The sequence below is a fragment of the Flavobacterium sp. UBA6135 genome (genome assembly GCF_002428305.1).
In the GTDB taxonomy this organism is placed as follows: Bacteria; Bacteroidota; Bacteroidia; order Flavobacteriales; family Flavobacteriaceae; genus Flavobacterium.
Genome location: NZ_DIVJ01000049.1, coordinates 30,093 through 49,419, shown reverse-complemented (window position 1 = coordinate 49,419; position 19,327 = coordinate 30,093). Strand labels below are relative to the sequence as shown.

16 protein-coding genes, 2 tRNA genes and 1 pseudogene are annotated in these 19,327 nt (G+C 33.3%); 9 read left to right on the top strand and 10 right to left on the bottom strand.

The window, feature by feature from the left end; all coding sequences use genetic code 11:
- Window positions 1-22 precede the first annotated feature (22 nt).
- Both B3L86_RS12535 and bshC read right to left on the bottom strand, forming a co-directional pair.
- Window positions 23-442 (bottom strand): nucleoside-diphosphate kinase, encoded by a 420-nt coding sequence (locus tag B3L86_RS12535; RefSeq protein ID WP_291119751.1) that lies wholly within the window; start codon window positions 440-442, stop codon window positions 23-25.
- Window positions 443-522: 80 nt separating this feature from the next.
- A complete protein-coding gene (gene bshC / locus B3L86_RS12530) occupies window positions 523-2,121 on the bottom strand; it encodes a bacillithiol biosynthesis cysteine-adding enzyme BshC (RefSeq protein ID WP_291119748.1) in 1,599 nt (532 codons plus the stop codon).
- A 114-nt stretch (window positions 2,122-2,235) separates the two neighbouring features.
- Here bshC and B3L86_RS12525 point away from each other — a divergent pair, with 114 nt between their 5' ends.
- Window positions 2,236-4,419, top strand: a complete 2,184-nt coding sequence (locus B3L86_RS12525; protein WP_291119745.1) for a B12-binding domain-containing radical SAM protein — start codon at window positions 2,236-2,238, stop codon at window positions 4,417-4,419.
- A 39-nt stretch (window positions 4,420-4,458) separates the two neighbouring features.
- Here the strand turns inward: B3L86_RS12525 and B3L86_RS12520 are convergent, their stop codons facing one another.
- The gene (locus tag B3L86_RS12520; RefSeq protein ID WP_291119742.1) at window positions 4,459-4,695 is read right to left on the bottom strand and encodes a YdcH family protein; all 237 of its coding nucleotides are present in this window, start codon (window positions 4,693-4,695) and stop codon (window positions 4,459-4,461) included.
- 200 nt (window positions 4,696-4,895) lie between these two features.
- On the opposite strand from B3L86_RS12520, the gene B3L86_RS12515 reads away from it, so the two are divergent.
- The 4 genes and pseudogenes from B3L86_RS12515 (at window position 4,896) to tnpA (ending at window position 9,030) form a co-directional block, all read left to right on the top strand.
- Window positions 4,896-5,378, top strand: coding sequence for a biotin/lipoyl-containing protein (locus tag B3L86_RS12515; protein WP_291119739.1), 483 nt, complete (start codon window positions 4,896-4,898; stop codon window positions 5,376-5,378).
- A gap of 80 nt (window positions 5,379-5,458) precedes the next feature.
- On the top strand, window positions 5,459-6,901 hold the full coding sequence (locus tag B3L86_RS12510) for an acetyl-CoA carboxylase biotin carboxylase subunit (protein WP_291119941.1): 1,443 nt from the start codon (window positions 5,459-5,461) through the stop codon (window positions 6,899-6,901).
- A 2-nt stretch (window positions 6,902-6,903) separates the two neighbouring features.
- On the top strand, window positions 6,904-8,445 hold the full coding sequence (locus B3L86_RS12505; protein WP_291119736.1) for an acyl-CoA carboxylase subunit beta: 1,542 nt from the start codon (window positions 6,904-6,906) through the stop codon (window positions 8,443-8,445).
- A 144-nt stretch (window positions 8,446-8,589) separates the two neighbouring features.
- Window positions 8,590-9,030, top strand: a pseudogene (gene tnpA / locus B3L86_RS12500) (IS200/IS605 family transposase).
- 50 nt (window positions 9,031-9,080) lie between these two features.
- On the opposite strand, the gene B3L86_RS12495 reads toward tnpA, so the two are convergent.
- The 4 genes from B3L86_RS12495 to B3L86_RS12480 all read right to left on the bottom strand — a co-directional run bounded on the left by B3L86_RS12495 (window position 9,081) and on the right by B3L86_RS12480 (window position 13,412).
- Window positions 9,081-9,515, bottom strand: a complete 435-nt coding sequence (locus B3L86_RS12495) for a hypothetical protein (RefSeq protein WP_291119731.1) — start codon at window positions 9,513-9,515, stop codon at window positions 9,081-9,083.
- The gene (rimO, locus tag B3L86_RS12490; protein WP_291119729.1) at window positions 9,512-10,825 is read right to left on the bottom strand and encodes a 30S ribosomal protein S12 methylthiotransferase RimO; all 1,314 of its coding nucleotides are present in this window, start codon (window positions 10,823-10,825) and stop codon (window positions 9,512-9,514) included. Before rimO ends, B3L86_RS12495 begins: the two co-directional genes overlap by 4 nt.
- Before the next feature lie 117 nt (window positions 10,826-10,942).
- On the bottom strand, window positions 10,943-12,436 hold the full coding sequence (locus B3L86_RS12485; protein WP_291119726.1) for an OmpP1/FadL family transporter: 1,494 nt from the start codon (window positions 12,434-12,436) through the stop codon (window positions 10,943-10,945).
- 19 nt (window positions 12,437-12,455) lie between these two features.
- Window positions 12,456-13,412 carry a hypothetical protein gene (locus B3L86_RS12480; RefSeq protein ID WP_291119723.1) on the bottom strand — a complete coding sequence of 319 codons (957 nt, stop codon included), beginning with the start codon at window positions 13,410-13,412 and terminating at the stop codon, window positions 12,456-12,458.
- 97 nt (window positions 13,413-13,509) lie between these two features.
- Here B3L86_RS12480 and proS point away from each other — a divergent pair, with 97 nt between their 5' ends.
- The 4 genes from proS (at window position 13,510) to rpsT (ending at window position 15,655) form a co-directional block, all read left to right on the top strand.
- Window positions 13,510-14,988 (top strand): proline--tRNA ligase, encoded by a 1,479-nt coding sequence (gene proS, locus B3L86_RS12475; RefSeq protein WP_291119720.1) that lies wholly within the window; start codon window positions 13,510-13,512, stop codon window positions 14,986-14,988.
- Window positions 14,989-15,064: 76 nt separating this feature from the next.
- Window positions 15,065-15,136: transfer RNA gene (locus B3L86_RS12470), tRNA-Glu, on the top strand.
- Between the two features lie 45 nt (window positions 15,137-15,181).
- Window positions 15,182-15,253 (top strand) — tRNA-Glu (locus tag B3L86_RS12465).
- A gap of 150 nt (window positions 15,254-15,403) precedes the next feature.
- The gene (gene rpsT, locus B3L86_RS12460; RefSeq protein ID WP_188361850.1) at window positions 15,404-15,655 is read left to right on the top strand and encodes a 30S ribosomal protein S20; all 252 of its coding nucleotides are present in this window, start codon (window positions 15,404-15,406) and stop codon (window positions 15,653-15,655) included.
- Window positions 15,656-15,706: 51 nt separating this feature from the next.
- Here the strand turns inward: rpsT and B3L86_RS12455 are convergent, their stop codons facing one another.
- The 3 genes from B3L86_RS12455 to thrC form a co-directional block, all read right to left on the bottom strand.
- On the bottom strand, window positions 15,707-16,114 hold the full coding sequence (locus tag B3L86_RS12455; protein ID WP_291119717.1) for a response regulator: 408 nt from the start codon (window positions 16,112-16,114) through the stop codon (window positions 15,707-15,709).
- An 11-nt stretch (window positions 16,115-16,125) separates the two neighbouring features.
- A complete protein-coding gene (locus B3L86_RS12450) occupies window positions 16,126-17,622 on the bottom strand; it encodes a PAS domain-containing sensor histidine kinase (protein ID WP_291119715.1) in 1,497 nt (498 codons plus the stop codon).
- A 277-nt stretch (window positions 17,623-17,899) separates the two neighbouring features.
- Window positions 17,900-19,195, bottom strand: coding sequence for a threonine synthase (gene thrC, locus B3L86_RS12445; RefSeq protein ID WP_291119713.1), 1,296 nt, complete (start codon window positions 19,193-19,195; stop codon window positions 17,900-17,902).
- Between the last annotated feature and the right edge of the window lie 132 nt (window positions 19,196-19,327).

Sequence of the window (19,327 nt, the reverse complement as noted above, 5' to 3'; positions counted from 1 at the left end):
ACTAAAAACTGATCACTGCCAACTAAAACTGCTCTCTTCCTGCAAAATGAAAAGCACTTTCGATTGCTGCATTTTCATCAGAATCTGAACCGTGAACCGCATTTTCGCCCATAGAAGTAGCATATTTTTTACGAATAGTTCCTTCAGCAGCATTCGCCGGATTTGTTGCACCAATTAAAGTTCTGAAGTCTTCAACAGCGTTTTCTTTTTCTAAAATAGCAGCAACGATAGGACCGCGAGTCATAAATTCTACCAATTCGCCATAAAAAGGTCTTTCAGCGTGAACAGCATAAAATGCCTTTGCATCAGCAACAGTTAATTGCGTTAATTTCATTGCTACGATACGAAAACCACCTTCCGTAATCATATTCAAAATCCCACCGATGTGTCCGTTTTCAACGCCATCCGGCTTAATCATTGTAAAAGTTCTATTTGTTGCCATTGTAATTTGCTTGTTTTAATTCGGGTGCAAAGTTAGGGTTTTTGTTTGAAGTTTCAAGTTTCAGGTTTCAAGTTTTTTTTCTACAAAACCACCACCTTAAATTCCTTTTCCAAAGGTTTTAATTCTTTCAATAATTTTTCAATTAATTCTACCCCAAACTCCACATAAAACTCAGAAAAATTTACTTTTCTTTCTTGTAAACTTTGATTTGGAAATAATTCATTTTGCAACGAAATGATGCGGTTTAATTGTTCTTGATGAACTCTTTTTTCGGCTTTCAACAAGCGTTTTTCTAAATTTTCTAATCCTTTAATTTGTTTAGATTCTTGAGCTTTTACAGCTCCTAAAAAGGATTTGTCAGTTGCCTCCGCCATTTTATGAAGCTCTTCAAACTGCTTTTTCAATGCTTCTTTTTGAGCAGAAAAATCAATTGTAAAATCAGACAGTAATTTCGTTTTCTGATTTAATAATTCTTGTTGATTCAAAAATAAATCCCGCCAAGTCAATTGCAATTTATCTGCTTTTGAAGCTTGTTTTTCGGTGGCTAACAAAACCGAATTACGAAGTAATAAAATTGGAAAAGTGACTTCTTGACTTTCAAAAAACGATTTCAATTCCAACCAATACGCCAATTCGCCTCCGCCGCCAATGTAACACAAATTCGGCAAAATAACTTCCTGATATAACGGTCGCAATAACACATTCGGACTAAATTTTTCCGGATGATTTTCAACTTCTTTCAAAATCTCCTGTTCCGAAAATGTCAGTTTTGTGTTGAGTACGCTATATTTTCCGTTTTCAAAAACAATTCGTTCCCGCAAATTATCTTCAATATAGAACAAATTAATTTCTCTCGGATTCACTTGAACCGAATACGATTCTAGCAAGGGAGTCGTTTCATTTACTTTTGCAAATGCGGTTTGCTGCAACAATTCGTTTTTAATAAAAGGAATAAACGATTTTTTCAAATCAGTATCATCGGCATCTATAACAACTAAACCTTGGTTCTTAAATAATTCGTTGGCCAAATATCTGGTGGCATCGGCTAAAGTAGCATGTTCTATATATGCTTTTTTGAAAAGTTCTTTCAAGAATTTTGCATTGTCACCATGACCGATTTCTAACTCAAAAACATCAAAAACGTTTTCTAAACCTTCTGTAGACAAACGACCAACAGGACCTGAACTATTTTTATTCCAACTTATTTTTTTTCCATGCAAGGAGAAATAATTGATTTCTTCAAAATCGTGATCTTCCGTTGCCATCCAATAAATTGGAACAAAATCGTGTTCAGGAAATTCATTTTTTAATTTCTTACACAAATTTATTGTCGAAACAATTTTATACAAAAAATACAACGGACCCGTGAACAAATTCAACTGATGTCCTGTTGTAACCGTAAACGTGTTTGAATTGTTTAAAAGTTTTATGTTGTTTGATGTTGTTTCAGAAGTGACTATCGAATCATATTGTTTTTCCAAAACAGAAACCAAGATTTCTCTCTTGAAATTGTCATTGCCATTGAAATTTCTTCCTTTCTCTTCTAACTGTAACTTAAAATTTTCCAGGTTCGGAAAACGATGATATAAGGCTTTCAACTCCGGTTTTTCATTCAGATAATCGTTGATTAACGATGAAAAATATCCGGATTCTTGATAGCTGATACAGTCGGTTGGCATAGTTTTAAAGTTTTCGTAAAAATAACGAAAATAAAAGTAGTCAAAAGTTGTTTAACAAATGGTTAGGAAATGATAAATTAAAATTTTCAACTTACTTTTGTAAAAACATTTTTTTTGAAAAACCTCCTACTCATCACGCCACCTTTCACCCAACTGAATACGCCGTATCCGGCCACAGCTTATTTGAAAGGTTTTTTAAATACCAAAAACATTTCCTCGTTTCAGATGGATTTGGGTATCGAAGTGATTTTAGAACTATTTTCAAAAAGAGGATTAGAAAAAGTGTTTCAAGTTTCAAGTTTCAAGTTTCAAGTTGATGAGAATTGTGAAAGGATTTATGCTTTACAAAACGATTACATTCAAACAATTGATGCTGTCATTGCTTTTCTTCAAGGGAAAAATCCAACTCTAGCTCGTCAAATTTGCTCCGGAAATTTTCTACCTGAAGCCTCTCGTTTTGATCAGTTGGATGATATGGAATATGCCTTCGGAACAATGGGAATGCAAGACAAAGCCAAACATTTAGCTACGTTATACCTCGAAGATTTATCCGATTATATCGTGGCGTGTGTTGATGAAAATTTCGGCTTCAGTCGATATGCCGAACGGTTAGGACGAAGTGCCAATTCTTTCGATGAATTATACCATCAATTGAATCAAAAACCAACGTATATTGATGAAATTACGCTTTCTATTTTAAATAAAAAAGTTACTGAGATTCAACCTAAATTAGTATGTTTTTCGGTTCCGTTTCCGGGGAATTTATACAGTGCTTTTCGATGTGCTCAATTTATAAAAACTAATTTTCCACACATAAAAACGGCAATGGGAGGTGGATTTCCCAATACCGAATTAAGAGATTTAAAAGATAAACGCGTCTTCGAATTTTTCGATTTTATTACATTGGATGATGGGGAATTGCCGATAGAGCTTTTGGCTTCCAGCCTCCATCTTCCATCTTCCAACCAATACAAGAGAACTTTCCTTCTCGAAAACAATGAAGTCGTTTACAAAAACAATTCCACCCAAAACGACTACAAACAATCGGAAGTCGGCACACCCGATTATTCCGATTTGCAATTGGATAACTATATTTCCGTCATCGAAATTGCAAATCCAATGCACAGTTTATGGAGCGATGGCCGTTGGAATAAACTCACAATGGCTCACGGTTGCTATTGGGGAAAATGTACGTTCTGCGATATTTCACTTGATTATATCAAATTATATGAACCCATCGCTGCCAAAACTTTGGTAGACAGAATGGAAGAACTCATTGCTCAAACCGGCGAAAATGGATTTCATTTTGTGGATGAAGCGGCTCCACCGGCTTTGATGCGTGAAGTGGCATTGGAAATATTGCGACGAAAATTAACGGTAAGTTGGTGGACAAATATCCGCTTTGAAAAAAGTTTTTCAGCTGATTTATGTAAGCTATTAAAAGCTTCCGGTTGTATAGCTGTTTCCGGCGGATTGGAAGTGGCATCCGATAGATTATTAGAACTCATCAAAAAAGGTGTTACTGTGGAACAAGTGGCTCAAGTAACAAGAAATTTTACCGAATCCGGTATTATGGTACATGCTTATTTGATGTATGGCTATCCTACGCAAACCATTCAAGAAACGGTTGATAGCCTCGAAATGGTGCGGCAATTATTTGAATTAGGCATTTTACAATCCGGTTTTTGGCATCAATTTGCGATGACGGCTCACAGTCCCGTTGGAATGTTTCCCGAAGAATTTGGCGTAATTCCGCAACAAAATGACATTACTTTTGCCAATAACGATATTCAGTTTACAGACAAAACCGGAATCAATCATGACAAATTCAGTTTTGGTTTAAAGAAATCACTCTTTAATTACATGCACGGCATTTGTTTTGAGTATGAGTTGCAAGATTGGTTTGATTTTAAAATTCCAAAAACAAAAATTGCTCCGGATTATATCATTTCTTGTTTGGAAAAAGAAGAACTTTTCACTACCAAACCAACAGCAAAAATCGTTTGGATAGGAGGTAAGCCATCGACTGAATTTTATACCAAATCTAAAAAAGGGCAGTCATGGGAAATGATGAAATTGACTTTTCATTCCAAAATAGAAACAGTTGAAATTTCATTGGAAAAAGAAAAAGCTATTTGGTTTGTGGAATTGCTTCAAAAATTATCCGTTTTTAATTTACAATCCATAACATTTTCTCAGATTAAATCTGATTATGAGACACATTTTGATGATTTTGAACTTTTTTGGTATTCAAAATCTTTGCGAAATTTACATTCAAAGTTACTTTTAAAACTATAAAAAAACAGTTGAAAGTAGCAACTTCCAACTGTTTTTCATTTAATTTTTTGTTAGATAAGAATAGATTTCGTCTTTAAGAAAAACGCGATCTTTTCTCTTGTGAGTAAGCACATCATCGGTGGCAGGAATTTCACCTTTTTCAATTTCAAATATTTCTTCATCTAAACTGGTATAAGAAGATAAGAGAACCTGAAATTCTTCATTGTGATGATATAAATCTTTAATTTTTTCTAAATGTTCCGGAAATTCTTGGAGGATTGGATGTTTACTAATCATGTCTTAAAATATTTAATTAGTTAAGAATTATTTTCAAGTACTAATTTACCAAAGTTTTTTGTGTTTTCAGATGATATTTGTCATAAAACAAAGTCATAATTTTTTAAAAACTGAACTATATTAAATTACCAAATTTATAGCGGGATTACTTTACGAAAACGTTTTCTTTTTCATAATTTTACACTTATCAAATTTCTCCTATGAATACTAAGTACAAGGTAAAGGTCAATTCAAATTTAGAATTCGAATTAACTCATGATGCTATCAAAAATTTAGATAGCGTTTCAACTTTCAATTCATTTCATTTGTTGAAGAATCACAAATCATTTCATGCTAGTGTTGTCAAAACTGATTTTTTGAAAAAAAGATATACCATTTTAGTCAATGAAAATGAATATGAAATTGTTATTGAAAATGAACTAGATCAGTTAATTGCTGCCATGGGATTTGCATCACAAACCACCAAACTTGTTAATGAAATTAAAGCTCCAATGCCAGGTTTGATTTTAGAAATCAATGTTTCAGTTGGTCAAGAAGTGAAAGAAAATGACAATTTATTGATTTTAGAAGCAATGAAAATGGAAAATAGTTTTTCTTCCCCAAGAGACGGAATCATTAAATCGATAGCTGTCAAAAAAGGAGATACTGTTGATAAAGGACAATTGTTGGTTGAGTTTGAGTAAAAGTAATAAGATAATAGTATTAAGTAGTAAGACAAGATTTAGGGTTGAAATACTAGATAAATTCTGATTAAATGAAAAAAATAACAAAAATAGTAGTTGCTAATAGGGGCGAAATTGCCATTAGAGTAATGAAAACGGCAAAAAAAATGGGTATTAAAACCGTTGCCGTTTTTTCTACAATTGACCGAGATGCACCTCATGTAAAATTTGCTGATGAAGCAGTTTGGATTGGTGAATCTCCTTCGAATCAATCCTATTTATTAGGAAACAAAATCATTGAAGTTGCAAAATCGTTGGGTGCGGATGCTATTCATCCGGGTTACGGATTTTTAAGTGAGAATGCTGCTTTTGCGGAAGAAGCAGAGAAAAATAACATCATTTTTATCGGGCCAAAATCAAAAGCTATTCACATCATGGGAAGCAAGTTAGCGGCCAAAGAAGCAGTGAAAGCTTATGATATTCCTATGGTTCCCGGATATGACCAAGCTATAACTGATGTGGCAAAAGCAAAAGAGATTGCCAGTCAAATTGGTTTTCCAATCTTAATCAAAGCTTCTGCCGGTGGTGGCGGAAAAGGAATGCGGGTAGTTGAAAATGAAACCGAGTTTGAATCACAGATGAATCGAGCAATTAGTGAAGCAACTTCAGCTTTTGGTGACGGTTCTGTTTTTATAGAAAAATATGTTGCTTCACCGAGACATATTGAAATTCAAGTGATGGCAGATGCTCACGGAACTATTTTATATTTATTTGAAAGAGAATGTAGTATTCAACGTCGTCATCAAAAAGTGGTAGAAGAAGCACCTTCATCAGTTCTAACACCGGAATTGCGAAAAAAAATGGGCGAGGCTGCCGTTTTAGTGGCCAAATCATGTGACTATCTTGGAGCTGGAACGGTTGAATTTTTATTAGATGAAAACCATAATTTCTATTTTCTTGAAATGAATACACGTTTGCAAGTGGAACACCCGGTAACGGAATTAATAACTGGTTTGGATTTGGTGGAAATGCAAATTTTAGTTGCTCAAGGTGAAAAATTAGGGGTTAAACAAGAAGAATTACAAAATAGCGGACATGCATTAGAACTCCGAGTTTATGCCGAAGATCCGTTGAATGATTTTCTTCCAAGTGTTGGTACTCTGGAAATTTACCAATTGCCCGAAGGAGAAGGGATTCGTGTAGATAACGGTTTTGAACAAGGTATGGATGTACCAATTTATTATGATCCGATGTTGGCCAAGTTAATTACCTATGGCAAAAATAGGAGTGAGGCTATTCAACTCATGATTCATGCAATTAAAAATTATAAAGTCAAAGGAGTGCAAACCACCTTGCCGTTTGGAAGGTTTGTTTGTGAACACGAAGCTTTTCAATCGGGAAATTTTGATACGCATTTTGTGAAAAAATATTTTAACGCAGAAATAATCAAATCCAATGAAAGTGAAGAAGCCGAGATAGCAGCTATGGTTGCATTAAAGCAATACCTTGAAGATCAAAAAATTGTTCGATTACCAATTCAATAAGCATGGAAAATAAGATAAAAGCAGTACAAGATAAATTAGCAGAAGCAAAATTAGGTGGTGGAAAAAAACGTATTGAAACGCAACACGCCAAGAAAAAATTAACTGCAAGAGAAAGAGTCAATTATTTAATGGATGAAGGTTCATTTGAAGAAATCGATGCTTTGGTCACCCATAGAACTACTGATTTTGGGATGGAAAAAGAACAGTACTATGGCGATGGTGTAATTACAGGATACGGAACGGTTAATGGCAGGTTGGTTTTTGTATTTGCACAAGATTTTACTGTTTTTGGTGGAGCTTTATCTGAAACACATGCTGAAAAAATTTGTAAAGTGATGGACATGGCTCTCAAAACCGGAGCACCAATGATTGGATTGAATGACTCTGGCGGTGCGAGAATTCAGGAAGGAGTTCGTTCGCTTGGCGGTTATGCTGATATTTTTTATCGAAATGTAAAATCCAGTGGAATCATTCCGCAGATTTCTGCCATCATGGGACCTTGTGCCGGTGGTGCGGTTTATTCGCCTGCTATGACAGATTTTACGATGATGGTAGAAAACACAAGTTATATGTTTGTCACAGGACCCAATGTAGTGAAAACAGTAACTAATGAAACCGTTACTTCTGAAGAATTAGGAGGAGCAAGTACGCATTCCAGTAAATCCGGAGTGGCTCACACAACGTCGGAAAATGATGTGGCATGTTTGGAAGATGTCAAAAAACTACTGAGTTATTTGCCTCAAAGTAATAAGGAAAAAGCTCCTAAAATTCCTTATGTTTTAAATGATGAAATTCGAGAGCAACTCATGACCGTTATTCCGGATAATCCAAACAAACCGTATGATATGCATGAAGTGATTCAAGGAATTATTGATGAGGACTCTTTTTTTGAAATACATAAAAATTATGCAGAAAATATTTTAGTAGGATTTGCCCGTTTAGGAGGAAGAAGTATCGGAATTGTAGCCAATCAACCGCTTTATTTAGCAGGTGTTTTGGATGTTAAGAGTTCAATAAAAGCCGCTCGATTTACACGTTTTTGCGATTGTTTTAATATTCCTTTGCTCGTTTTGGTTGATGTTCCAGGTTTTTTACCCGGAACAGACCAAGAGTGGAACGGAATCATAGTTCACGGTGCTAAATTGTTATATGCTTTAAGCGAAGCAACGGTGCCAAGAGTAACTGTTATTACCAGAAAAGCCTATGGTGGTGCTTATGATGTAATGAATTCAAAACACATTGGTGCCGATATGAATTTTGCTTGGCCAACTGCAGAAATTGCTGTTATGGGAGCCAAAGGAGCCAGCGAGATTATATTCAAAAAAGAAATAGCTGAAGCACAAGACCCAGTGGCAAAATTGATTGAAAAAGAAACTGAGTATGCCGAAAAATTTGCAACACCGTTTTTAGCAGCTCAAAGAGGTTTTATTGATGAGGTAATCCTTCCAAATGAAACGAGAAGAAAATTGATAAAAGCTTTTAGTATGTTAGAAAATAAAGAAATAGAATTACCTAAACGTAAACATGGAAATATTCCACTATAAAATCCAAAAATATAAAACCCAAATTATTTTTATATTTTTTATACAGACCAGAAATTATTTTAATTTTTATTGGTCTTAAAAATAGTTAAAAATATGCACTTTTGTTTATTTTGCGTTCAGTTTACAAATTGTTACATATGTTTGATGAATTTTCAAAGAACAAATGGTCATTCAGTTTCACGTCTCACGATTCATATAGTATGTGTTACTAAGTATCGTTATGCTGTTTTGTAAGGTGATATAAAAATTTAGGTGCAGGACTTTCTAATACAGATTTGTGAAGCGGAAGATATTCAAATTTTGAAAGGAGTTGTTTCAAAATACAATATTCATATGCATATCGAGTATCAAACTTCACAAGATATTAGTTCAATAGTAATGTTGATGAAAGAACTTTCGTCAAGGAAAATACAAATTAAAATTTTAAAATTGAAAAAAAGATATTTGGGTCGTCATTTTTGGGAGATTGGTTTAGGATGTTGGAGCAAAGGAAATATTACAGATGAAATAGGGAATGAACATTTAAAGTACCATAGAAATCTAAATGACAATAATTATTATGGAAACTTCATCATTAAAAAGTAATCAGCTTTTAGTCTGCCAATCAAATCTATGGAGTTAAAGCCTATAGTAGTTTAGTTATTTTTTTTCTTCTTTTTCATTTTCGCTTTTTCATTTTTCTTACTGTATTGAGATATTATATTATATATTTCAATTTGATCGGGGTTTAAAATGCTTTTGGTGTTTAAATCAAACTTATTTTTGAGTTCTTCAAACTTCAACTTTTTTTCTTCCTGATTTAATGAAGTAGCAATCACTTTTTCACTTTCCAAAATATTTTCTAAAAGATAGCTTTTAATGGCAGCTTCTTGAAAATTATCAAGGGAAAGTTCTTCTTTTAAGTATTTCATTGTTTCTACTACTGGATCTTTTTTTTCATTTTGAGTATCTCTTTTACTATATCTGGACATATCATTTAAGCCCCCACTACCGTTTGTTCCTCTATTCATCTGAGCAATAACAGGAAAAATATAACCAATTAGAAATAGTGTTAAAATAAGTTGTTTCATATTAATTTATTATTAGGTTCACCATATAAATCAAACTCAGTAGCATCAATTATTTTTACTGTTGTAAAATCACCCACTTTTACATAAAATTTTGAAGCGTCAATCAGCACTTCATTATCAACATCAGGGCTGTCAAATTCTGTTCTACCAACAAAGTGTATGCCTTCTTTTCTGTCAATGATGCATTTGAATGTTTTTCCAATTTTTTCTTGATTTAAATCCCAAGAAATTTGTGATTGAATTTCCATTATCTCAGCGGCACGTTGTTGTTTTACTTCTGCCGGTACATTATCTTCCAACAAATAGGCATGCGTGTTTTCTTCGTGTGAATAAGCAAAACAGCCTAAACGTTCAAATCGCATTTCTTGCACCCAATCTTTCAAAATTTGGAAATCTTCTTCAGTTTCTCCGGGATAACCAACTATTAACGTGGTTCTGATTGTAATTCCCGGCACCGCTTTTCTGAATTCCTTTAAAAGCGAAGTTGTTTTTTCTTGTGTTGTCCCTCTTCGCATAGATTTTAAAATCGAATCAGAAATATGTTGTAATGGGATATCAATGTAGTTACAAATTTTTGGTTCGCGTTTCATCAACTCCAAAACATCCATAGGAAAACCTGTAGGGAAGGCATAATGTAAACGAATCCATTCAATACCTTCAACTTTTGCTAAATTTTCAAGAAGCTCTGCAAGGTTTCTTTTTTTGTATAAATCCAAACCATAGTAGGTTAAATCTTGTGCAATTAGAATTAATTCCTTAACACCATTTTTAGCTAATTTCTCAGCTTCATTAACTAATTTTTCAATAGGTTGCGAAACGTGTTTCCCTCTCATCAAAGGGATCGCACAAAAACTACACGGACGATCACAGCCCTCTGCTATTTTTAAATAAGCATAGTTTTTGGGAGTTGTAGTTAATCGTTCGCCTAATAATTCATGTTTATAATCAGCACCTAAAGCCTTTAATAAAAGTGGTAAATCAGAAGTTCCAAAATAAGAATCTACATTCGGAATTTCTTTCTCTAAATCCGGTTTGTATCTTTCGGATAAACATCCGGTAACGAAAACTTTATCAACAATTCCTTGTTCTTTTTTATCAACATACTCTAAAATGGTATTGACAGATTCTTCTTTGGCATTATCAATAAAACCACAAGTGTTGATAACAATGATATTTCCCTCTTGTTCATGAACAACATCTTTTCCACTTGCTTTAAGTTGTCCCATCAAAACTTCACTGTCGTAAACATTTTTTGAACATCCTAAAGTGATGACATTTATTTTATTTTTCTTAGTAGATTTTGTTCTCATTTTATAAATACCCTTGTTAATTGCGGGTGCAAAATTACTTATTTAAATTCATTTATTTTTACAATAAGTAAAAAACCACCGCTTGAGGGTGGTTTTAGATTTTTTTTAATGATTTTATTACAATTCAAATAATAACGACAATGTAATTGTATTGTTAACAGAATTAATAGCTGCAGCATCAGTTAATCCTTGACTAAAAAAACCTTGCATTCTATTTTGTTTTGTATTTGCGTAAGCTAAATCAGCTTTTATGGTTCCGAAGTTATAACCAAGTCCTGTTGAAAAGCTACTGAGATTACCTAATGTTTCAGAATTTTTAAAAGGACTTTCTTCAAAACGATATCCTCCTCTTAAACTCAATTGCTTGATTTTATATTCTGCACCAACTCTAAATTCATTACTCATAGTTAAAATTGAAGCCATTTCTCGGTTTAAATCGCTAAAATATAAATCATCAGTAGGTCTAAATTTCATATTGCTGTAATCTTTTAGGCTATAATCAAAACTAATGATTCCTCTTTTTAAGAAAACATAAGCCAAACTACCTGTAATTTTTCCGGGAGTTTGTAATCGATAAGCCGGAAATATATTAATTATTTGAGGGTCAACAACATCAGTAAAACTTTGACCGTCTGTTCTATTTTCAGCTACAAGAAACTGCGAAGTTTCGTCGTTCAGATAAAACCAAGTTGGTGATTCAAAAGTAAAACCTGCTCTAAGTTCATCAGTAACTTTCACAATTGTACCTAATTGGAATGAGAATCCATTACCATAGGTATACAAACTATTTTCAAACCGAAGACGTTGCACACCATTTTGACTATCATTTGTGTTGGATTCAAAGAATCGTGAATTCTGAGTATAATCAATAAAATGAGCGTTTAAATTAAGACCAACATAAACATTGTCTTTGTATTGAGCAGCAGCATTAAAGCTCAGTTTTCCATTAATACCTCTTGATGTAACAAAATTTTCTTGATAATAGTTGCCACCTGCTGGAACGTTTGAAACATATTGATTATTTGAAGGATCATTAGTTAATGGGTCAAAAATATAACCTTCAAATCCCATGTAGGCTTGTTGTTCAGCAAAATTTAAAAAACTGTACGGATTATTGGTTATCGCATTTAATGGAATGCCATTGGCATAACTTAAAAAGTATTGATCAACAGAATTAGTTGGATTTACACCTGCTGAAAACAGGGCATTATTGAAACTATTGGTGTTGTCATAATTTAAACCGACGCTAATTTTTTTCCAGTTTTGATTTGAGTTGAAGTCCTCGAAAACAAAAACGGCACCTAATTGGTTAATATCAAACGTGTTTTCTCGCTCTGTTGCAGATGATCCAAAATAGTTTGATTTATTTTTTATATTAAAATTACTTAAAGTAACACCAATTTGATTATAAGTAAAAACAGCAGAACTGGCAGGGTTTATTGTTATGGCTGACAAATCACCCCCTAATGCACCAAAAGCTCCTCCCATTGCTCTAAAACGAGCCGTCCCGGTTAAATTTTGTTGCGAATACCTAATTGCATCCTGGATTTCTTGTGCATTAACGGAAAGACTTACAATTCCAAAAAATGCTAAGTAAAATATCTTTTTCATTTATTTTTTTTCTAAGTTATTAACCTCTTCCACCTCTTCCGCCACCACCGCCAGATCTACCGCCGCCGCCAGATCCACCACCAAATGACCCGCCGCGACCTCCTGAGCTTGCAGGGCTTGGGCTATATCTTGGTTGACTTGTATTGTTTGTTCTTGGTTGAGTAGTAGTTCTGGGAGTATTCATATCAGTTCTATTTCTAGATGGAGTATAGGAACCTCTATCATTTCTGTTTTGATTAACTCGATTAGAGAATGTACTACTTCTAGGAACTGTTGTTGAGCGGTCACTAGCTCCAACTGTTCTTCTTCCGTAGGTACTCGCATTTCTATTGGCTGAAACACCTCTATTGTTGCCACTATAATAGGCACTTGAGCCTCTTCTACTTCGATTGTAAGCATAGTTATTGCCATAATAGCCAACATAACCTGGGTGACCCCATGAGTTCCAGCCCCATCCTGGACCATACCATGAATTCCATCCCCAACCGAGACCCCATCCCCAACCTGCATTCCATCCCCATCCTGGGCCATACCATGAGTTCCATCCCCATCCAAGACCCATTCCCCATCCTGCATTCCAGCCCCATCCCCAACCTGGACCATACCATGAATTCCAACCCCATCCGGTGTCGTAATAATTTATGGTTACAGTTGATGGATTTGAACCCCAAGCCGCATTATTCGAATAACTCTCAACAGTTACTGTTGAATCACCAACAGTTGTATAAGAATCTACGTCTACAAATACCTCATCTTGTAATTGTAATTGCTTTGATTTGAAATAATCACTGTAGATGCTTCCATTAGTTGAATTTCGATTAACAGTTCTATTGTCATTTCTACTAGAACTATATATACCATCATTTTCATAGTAGGAACTGTTTTGATAGGAACCACATGAACTTAGTAGTAAACTTAAGATTCCCAATGAAGAAAACCCTACAAGAAATCTGGGGTGTAACATAATACTTTTCATAGCACGAAATTTTTATTGTTGTTCAAAACAAAATTAGTTAGTTTTGCTGAATATTTATGTTAAAATATTCAACAATAGTTATGCCAAATCACACAAAATGAGCAAAAATCTTACCCAGAGAAACGAGGATTATTCAAAATGGTACAATGAACTAGTAGTTAAAGCTGATTTAGCAGAGAACTCAGGAGTTAGAGGATGTATGGTTATTAAGCCGTATGGTTATGCAATATGGGAAAAAATGCAAGCTGAATTAGATAGGATGTTCAAAGAAACCGGACATTCAAATGCCTACTTTCCTTTGTTTGTTCCAAAAAGTATGTTTGAAGCTGAGGAGAAGAATGCAGAAGGATTCGCAAAAGAATGTGCAATTGTGACTCATTACAGATTAAAAAATGATCCGGATAATAAAGGAAAATTAATGGTTGATCCCAATGCTAAACTTGAAGAAGAATTAATCGTAAGGCCAACCAGTGAAGCCATTATATGGAGTACTTATAAAAATTGGATTCAATCCTACAGAGATTTACCATTACTAATCAACCAATGGGCAAACGTTGTTCGATGGGAAATGAGAACCCGATTGTTTTTAAGAACAGCAGAGTTTTTATGGCAAGAAGGGCATACTGCACATGCAACAAAAGCAGAAGCCATTGAAGAATCAGTAAAAATGATGAATGTTTATGCTGAATTTGCGGAAAACTTTATGGCAATGCCTGTTGTTAAGGGAGTTAAAACAGAATCAGAACGTTTCGCAGGTGCTGTTGAAACTTACTGTATTGAGGCACTAATGCAAGATGGAAAAGCATTACAAGCCGGAACTTCACACTTTTTAGGTCAGAATTTCGCAAAAGCATTTGATGTTAAATTTGCAAGTTCTGAAGGTACTTTAGATTATGTTTGGGGAACATCTTGGGGCGTTTCAACACGATTAATGGGAGCCTTAGTAATGACTCATTCCGATGATAATGGATTAGTATTGCCGCCAAATTTGGCTCCAATTCAAGTGGTTGTAGTGCCTATTTATAAATCTGATGAACAGTTGGAAGCAATTACAGTTGAGGTAGAAAAATTGGTTGCAGCATTACGAAAATTAAAAATTTCAGTAAAATTTGATAACAGAACAACACACAAGCCCGGATATAAGTTCAATGAATACGAATTAAAAGGAGTACCAATCCGAATTGCTGTTGGACCAAAAGATTTAGAAAATGGAACTTTTGAGGTAGCACGAAGAGATACATTGACAAAAGAAGTAGTTTCAAGTGATGGTATTGAAAAATATATAGAAAATTTATTAGAAACAATTCAAAAGAGTTTGTTTGATAGGGCTTTCGAATATAGAAACAGTCACATCACTGAAGTAAATAGTTTTGAGGAGTTTAAGTCTTTGCTAGACACTAAGGGAGGCTTTTTTTCCGCTCATTGGGATGGCACATCAGAAACGGAAGAAAAAATCAAAGAACTAACAAAAGCAACAATTCGTTGTATTCCTTTGGACAGAAAGGAAGAGGCGGGAAGCTGTATGTTTAGTGGAAGACCTTCAGTTGGAAGAGTGTTATTTGCTAAAGCATATTAAAAAAAAGTAAAAAAATATTTTGTAACTATTGCGAGTATAAAAAATAGTTGTATTTTTGCACTCGCAATTAGCAGTTGGCCCGTTCGTCTATCGGTTAGGACGCCAGGTTTTCATCCTGGTAAGGGGGGTTCGATTCCCCCACGGGCTACAAGTTCAAAGTACAGATTGAAAAGCTTAAACTAGAGGAATCAAGGGTCCGTTCGTCTAGGGGTTAGGACGCCAGGTTTTCATCCTGGTAACAGGGGTTCGATTCCCCTACGGACTACAAATTAGTTGTAAATTAGTTTTATAAAATAAAAATTGGTGTCTCGATTTTTATTTTATTAGTTAAAACCAAAGTGATTGTTAAAGCAGTTGTGGGAGGTTTTTCTTTTTTAACTAGTATTTATAAATTATTACATCTAAAATTAAAAAAATGGCAAATCATAAGTCAGCTTTAAAAAGAATAAGAAGCAACGAAAAGAAAAGAGTATTAAACAGATACCAACACAAAACAACTCGTAACGCAATCAAAGCTTTGAGAATGTCTAGTGATAAATCTGAGGCAACTGCAAAATTAACAGCTGTTATCTCCATGATTGATAAATTGGCTAAGAAAAATATCATTCACGATAATAAAGCTTCAAACTTAAAATCAAAATTAACAAAGCACGTAGCTAAGTTATAGTAGGTATAGATTTTTAAAATAAAAAAAGCTTCGCATTTGCGAAGCTTTTTTTTATGAATATGTTTCTTTTAATTTTTCAAGCATTTCTACTGTAATTGGTTTTGATAGAAAGTGAGAAACAATGTTATATTGTTTAGCACGATTAAAATCGGCCGGGTCTATAGTTGATGATAAAATTATAATCTTAGTATTTTTGAAAGCTGAATTAGAATCAAGAGAAAATTTTTCAATAAAATCCCAACCATTCATTACAGGCATGTTGAGGTCCAAAAAAACCAATTGTGGCACTTGAGTAGTACCCTTTAGATTATCCTCTTTTAATTTTTCAAATAAATCTAAAGCTTCTTGACCATTTTGAGCAAAAATTATCTCTTTGCCAAAATTAGCTTTTACAATAACCTTTTTACATAGCATCAGTGTTATTGGGTCATCATCTACACATAAAACTGTTTCTAGCATGGTTTTAGATTTTAAAAAATTATATTAAATGTAGTTCCTTCATTAACTGCACTATTCACAGAGATAGTTCCTCCCATAGCTTCTACTTGAGATTTTACTAAATATAATCCAAGTCCTTTGCTGTCCGGATAATTATGAAATCGTTGGTAAAGTCCAAATATCTTATCTTCATTTTTGACAAGATCAATTCCAATTCCGTTATCGGCGATTTCTAAATGGACTTTGGAGTCTATTTCAAAAACTCTCACTGAAATTTTTAATTTTCGTTCTGTCGAACGATATTTAATAGCATTAGACACTAAATTGAGAATGATACTTTCCAAATAAGCTTTGTTAATTTGTAAAACGACACTTTTATCAATTTCAATTTTTAAAGTAGGTTTATGAAGATTGATTTGATTGTTTAATTGAAAAAAAACATTTTCAAAAACCTCATTTACTATTACCTCTTCTTTTTGAATTGAAGGATTATCTTTAATGATTACAACTTTTACTAAATCTTCTATGGTGTCGTTTAAAAGTTTTGTTGATTTATTGAATCCGTTTAAAATTTCTTTTAATTCTTCGTTCTCAATTGGGATATCTTCCAATAAATTCAATAATCCGGTTAAATTAGAAAGTGGTGCTCTGAAATTATGTGATGTAATATAAGAGAATTGTTTTAAATCTTTATTGTTTTGAGTTAATTCTCTAATTAATTGTTCTTTTTCTTTTTCTTGTTTTTTTTCTTCAGTTATGTCTCTTTGAATTGAAATCCAATGAGTGTGTTCTCCATCTTTGTTATAAATTGGAATCATAGAAAAGTTAATCCAATATTCTTCCTTGCTTTTTTTGTAACTTATTGTTTCAACAAAACATTCATTTACAGATTTTAACGATTGTAATAACCTATCTAATTCTTTTAAATCTGATTTTGGTCCAATAAACATGGAAGGTGATTTTCCAATAACTTCTTTAGATTTATAACCAGTCATTTTGGTAAATGCCGGGTTCACGAAAATGATTTTTGGCAATTCATTATCAGTGATATCCGTGTCAGTAATTACAACAGCATCTTTGGTTTGTGTAATTACTGTTTCAAGGAGCTTCAAGCGTTGTTCTTCTTCTTTTTGTTTAGTGATATCCTGAATGGCTCCAATCATTCTAATAGCTTTGCCTGTTTCATCTTTTACTAAAAATCCCCTGTCAAAAACATATCTATAAGTTCCATCCGCACATCTAAATCGGTATTCATCTTGCCATCGTTCTGTTTTTTGTTCTAAAAAAGAATAAAGTTTAACAGACATTTTCAAACTGTCTTCCGGGTGAATTCGGTCAAACCACCAATTTGAAGTTGTTCCAACTTCTTCACTTTTGTACCCGTAAACACCTTGAATACCTTTATTCCATACAAATTCATCTTCTTGTATTTTCCAATCCCAAATGGTGTCACTTGTTGCTTTGGCTACAATATTATAGCGTTCAATAGAATCACTTATCTCTTGATTATTTTTTTGAAGCTGCTTCATGATTTTTTCGTTTTTAACGTCATTACTCACAATGACAAAACGAAGTAAAAAACCAGTAAAAAAGATAAATAGTATGTCTTTTAGAAAATGATAAATAACAAACTCTTTATTTACATCTGGTGTATTATATAATAATGCCTTATGCCATAAAATAGCTAAGAAAAGGGATATAAGTATAAATAAAAAAGTTATTATATTAGGCTTTCTTCTCATCACTCAAATATAAAAAAAATTCCTGCATAAGTTTGTTTTCAGTAAGTTTTATTAAAACTTAAAGCTAATTAGATAATAAATACGATTTCAATTGTTTGTAACTTTCAATTTTGATACTCTTTTTTTCTTTAGCAAGTATTTTTTTGATGGCTTCAGGAATTTCTAAACTACAATTTAATGTTGGTTTAACCGTTTCCAAAAACTTAATGGGATGGGCAGTTTCTAAAAAAACACCAATGGAATTGTCATTTTGTTTTAATTTATTTTGAATGCCTAAATATCCTATTGCACCATGTGGTTCTGTAATGTAATTATGTTGTTTATAGATGAATTTCATTGCTTCTTTTGTTTCGGTATCAGAAAAACTTATCGCTTGTAAATCGGATTGTAATTCAGAAAAATTATTTTGATAAATCTTTATAATTCTAACAAAATTACTTGGATTCCCAACATCCATTGCGTTAGATATTGTAGCGATTGAAGCCTTAGGATTATAATTTGCGTCAATCATATATCTCGGAACTGTGTCGTTGCTATTTGTAGCGGCAATAAATCCGTCAATAGGTAGCCCCATTTTTTTGGCAAGCATACCCGAACAAATATTTCCGAAGTTGCCACTCGGGACAGAAAAGTATAATTTCTCGCTTTTATTTTTTAAAGCTTTGTAGGCAAAAAAATAATAAAACATTTGAGGTAGCCATCGTGCAATATTAATTGAGTTTGCCGAAGTTAGGTTGAGATGTTTAAAATCGTCATCTAAAAATGCTTTTTTAACCATATCTTGACAATCGTCAAAAACGCCATCAACCTCTAATGCGGTAATATTTTTTCCTAAAGTGGTGAGTTGTTTTTCCTGAACCTTACTTACTTTTCCCGTAGGATAAAGAATAACCACATCAACACCTGAAACATCAAGAAAACCACTTGCCACAGCTCCGCCAGTATCTCCGGAAGTTGCAACCAAAATAGTGTTTTTTGAATTACTTTCTATTTTATTAAAATAAGCCAAACATCGAGCCATAAAACGAGCACCAACATCTTTGAATGCCATGGTTGGACCATGAAATAATTCAAGCGAATAACAGTTTTTTCCAACTTCAACTAAAGGAAAATCAAAGCAAAGCGTATCGGTAACAATTTTTTTTAATTCATCATCAGGAATTTCGTTATTGATATAAGGTTTGATTACAGTAAAAGCAATTTCAGTATTTGAAAAATTTTCAATCGAATTAAAGAAATCTGTTGGTAAAGTTGGAATTTCTTCAGGAAAATACAATCCCTTGTCAGGAGCTAATCCTAAGGTTACCGCTTTTTGAAAAGTAACTTTGGAGGATTGGCTATTTAAACTTATATAAAGCATTTGTAAGGCATTTAAAATCAAAAAAAATATTTAATCGTAAATGTAAAATAAAGTTTTAATCTTAAAAGCAATTTCAAAATAGATTTTAAGTAATCCTAATTAAATTTGTATTTTTGAATTAAATTTTACCTG

Coding starts and splice junctions, on each gene's coding strand:
- B3L86_RS12495 (WP_291119731.1), bottom strand. CDS start 9,515: ATGAAACAACTTATTTTAACACTATTTCTAATTGGTTATATTTTTCCT.
- B3L86_RS12480 (WP_291119723.1), bottom strand. CDS start 13,412: ATGAAAAGTATTATGTTACACCCCAGATTTCTTGTAGGGTTTTCTTCA.
- rimO (WP_291119729.1), bottom strand. CDS start 10,825: ATGAGAACAAAATCTACTAAGAAAAATAAAATAAATGTCATCACTTTA.
- B3L86_RS12450 (WP_291119715.1), bottom strand. CDS start 17,622: ATGAAGCAGCTTCAAAAAAATAATCAAGAGATAAGTGATTCTATTGAA.
- B3L86_RS12520 (WP_291119742.1), bottom strand. CDS start 4,695: ATGATTAGTAAACATCCAATCCTCCAAGAATTTCCGGAACATTTAGAA.
- bshC (WP_291119748.1), bottom strand. CDS start 2,121: ATGCCAACCGACTGTATCAGCTATCAAGAATCCGGATATTTTTCATCG.
- B3L86_RS12455 (WP_291119717.1), bottom strand. CDS start 16,114: ATGCTAGAAACAGTTTTATGTGTAGATGATGACCCAATAACACTGATG.
- B3L86_RS12515 (WP_291119739.1), top strand. CDS start 4,896: ATGAATACTAAGTACAAGGTAAAGGTCAATTCAAATTTAGAATTCGAA.
- thrC (WP_291119713.1), bottom strand. CDS start 19,195: ATGCTTTATATAAGTTTAAATAGCCAATCCTCCAAAGTTACTTTTCAA.
- rpsT (WP_188361850.1), top strand. CDS start 15,404: ATGGCAAATCATAAGTCAGCTTTAAAAAGAATAAGAAGCAACGAAAAG.
- B3L86_RS12505 (WP_291119736.1), top strand. CDS start 6,904: ATGGAAAATAAGATAAAAGCAGTACAAGATAAATTAGCAGAAGCAAAA.
- B3L86_RS12535 (WP_291119751.1), bottom strand. CDS start 442: ATGGCAACAAATAGAACTTTTACAATGATTAAGCCGGATGGCGTTGAA.
- proS (WP_291119720.1), top strand. CDS start 13,510: ATGAGCAAAAATCTTACCCAGAGAAACGAGGATTATTCAAAATGGTAC.
- B3L86_RS12485 (WP_291119726.1), bottom strand. CDS start 12,436: ATGAAAAAGATATTTTACTTAGCATTTTTTGGAATTGTAAGTCTTTCC.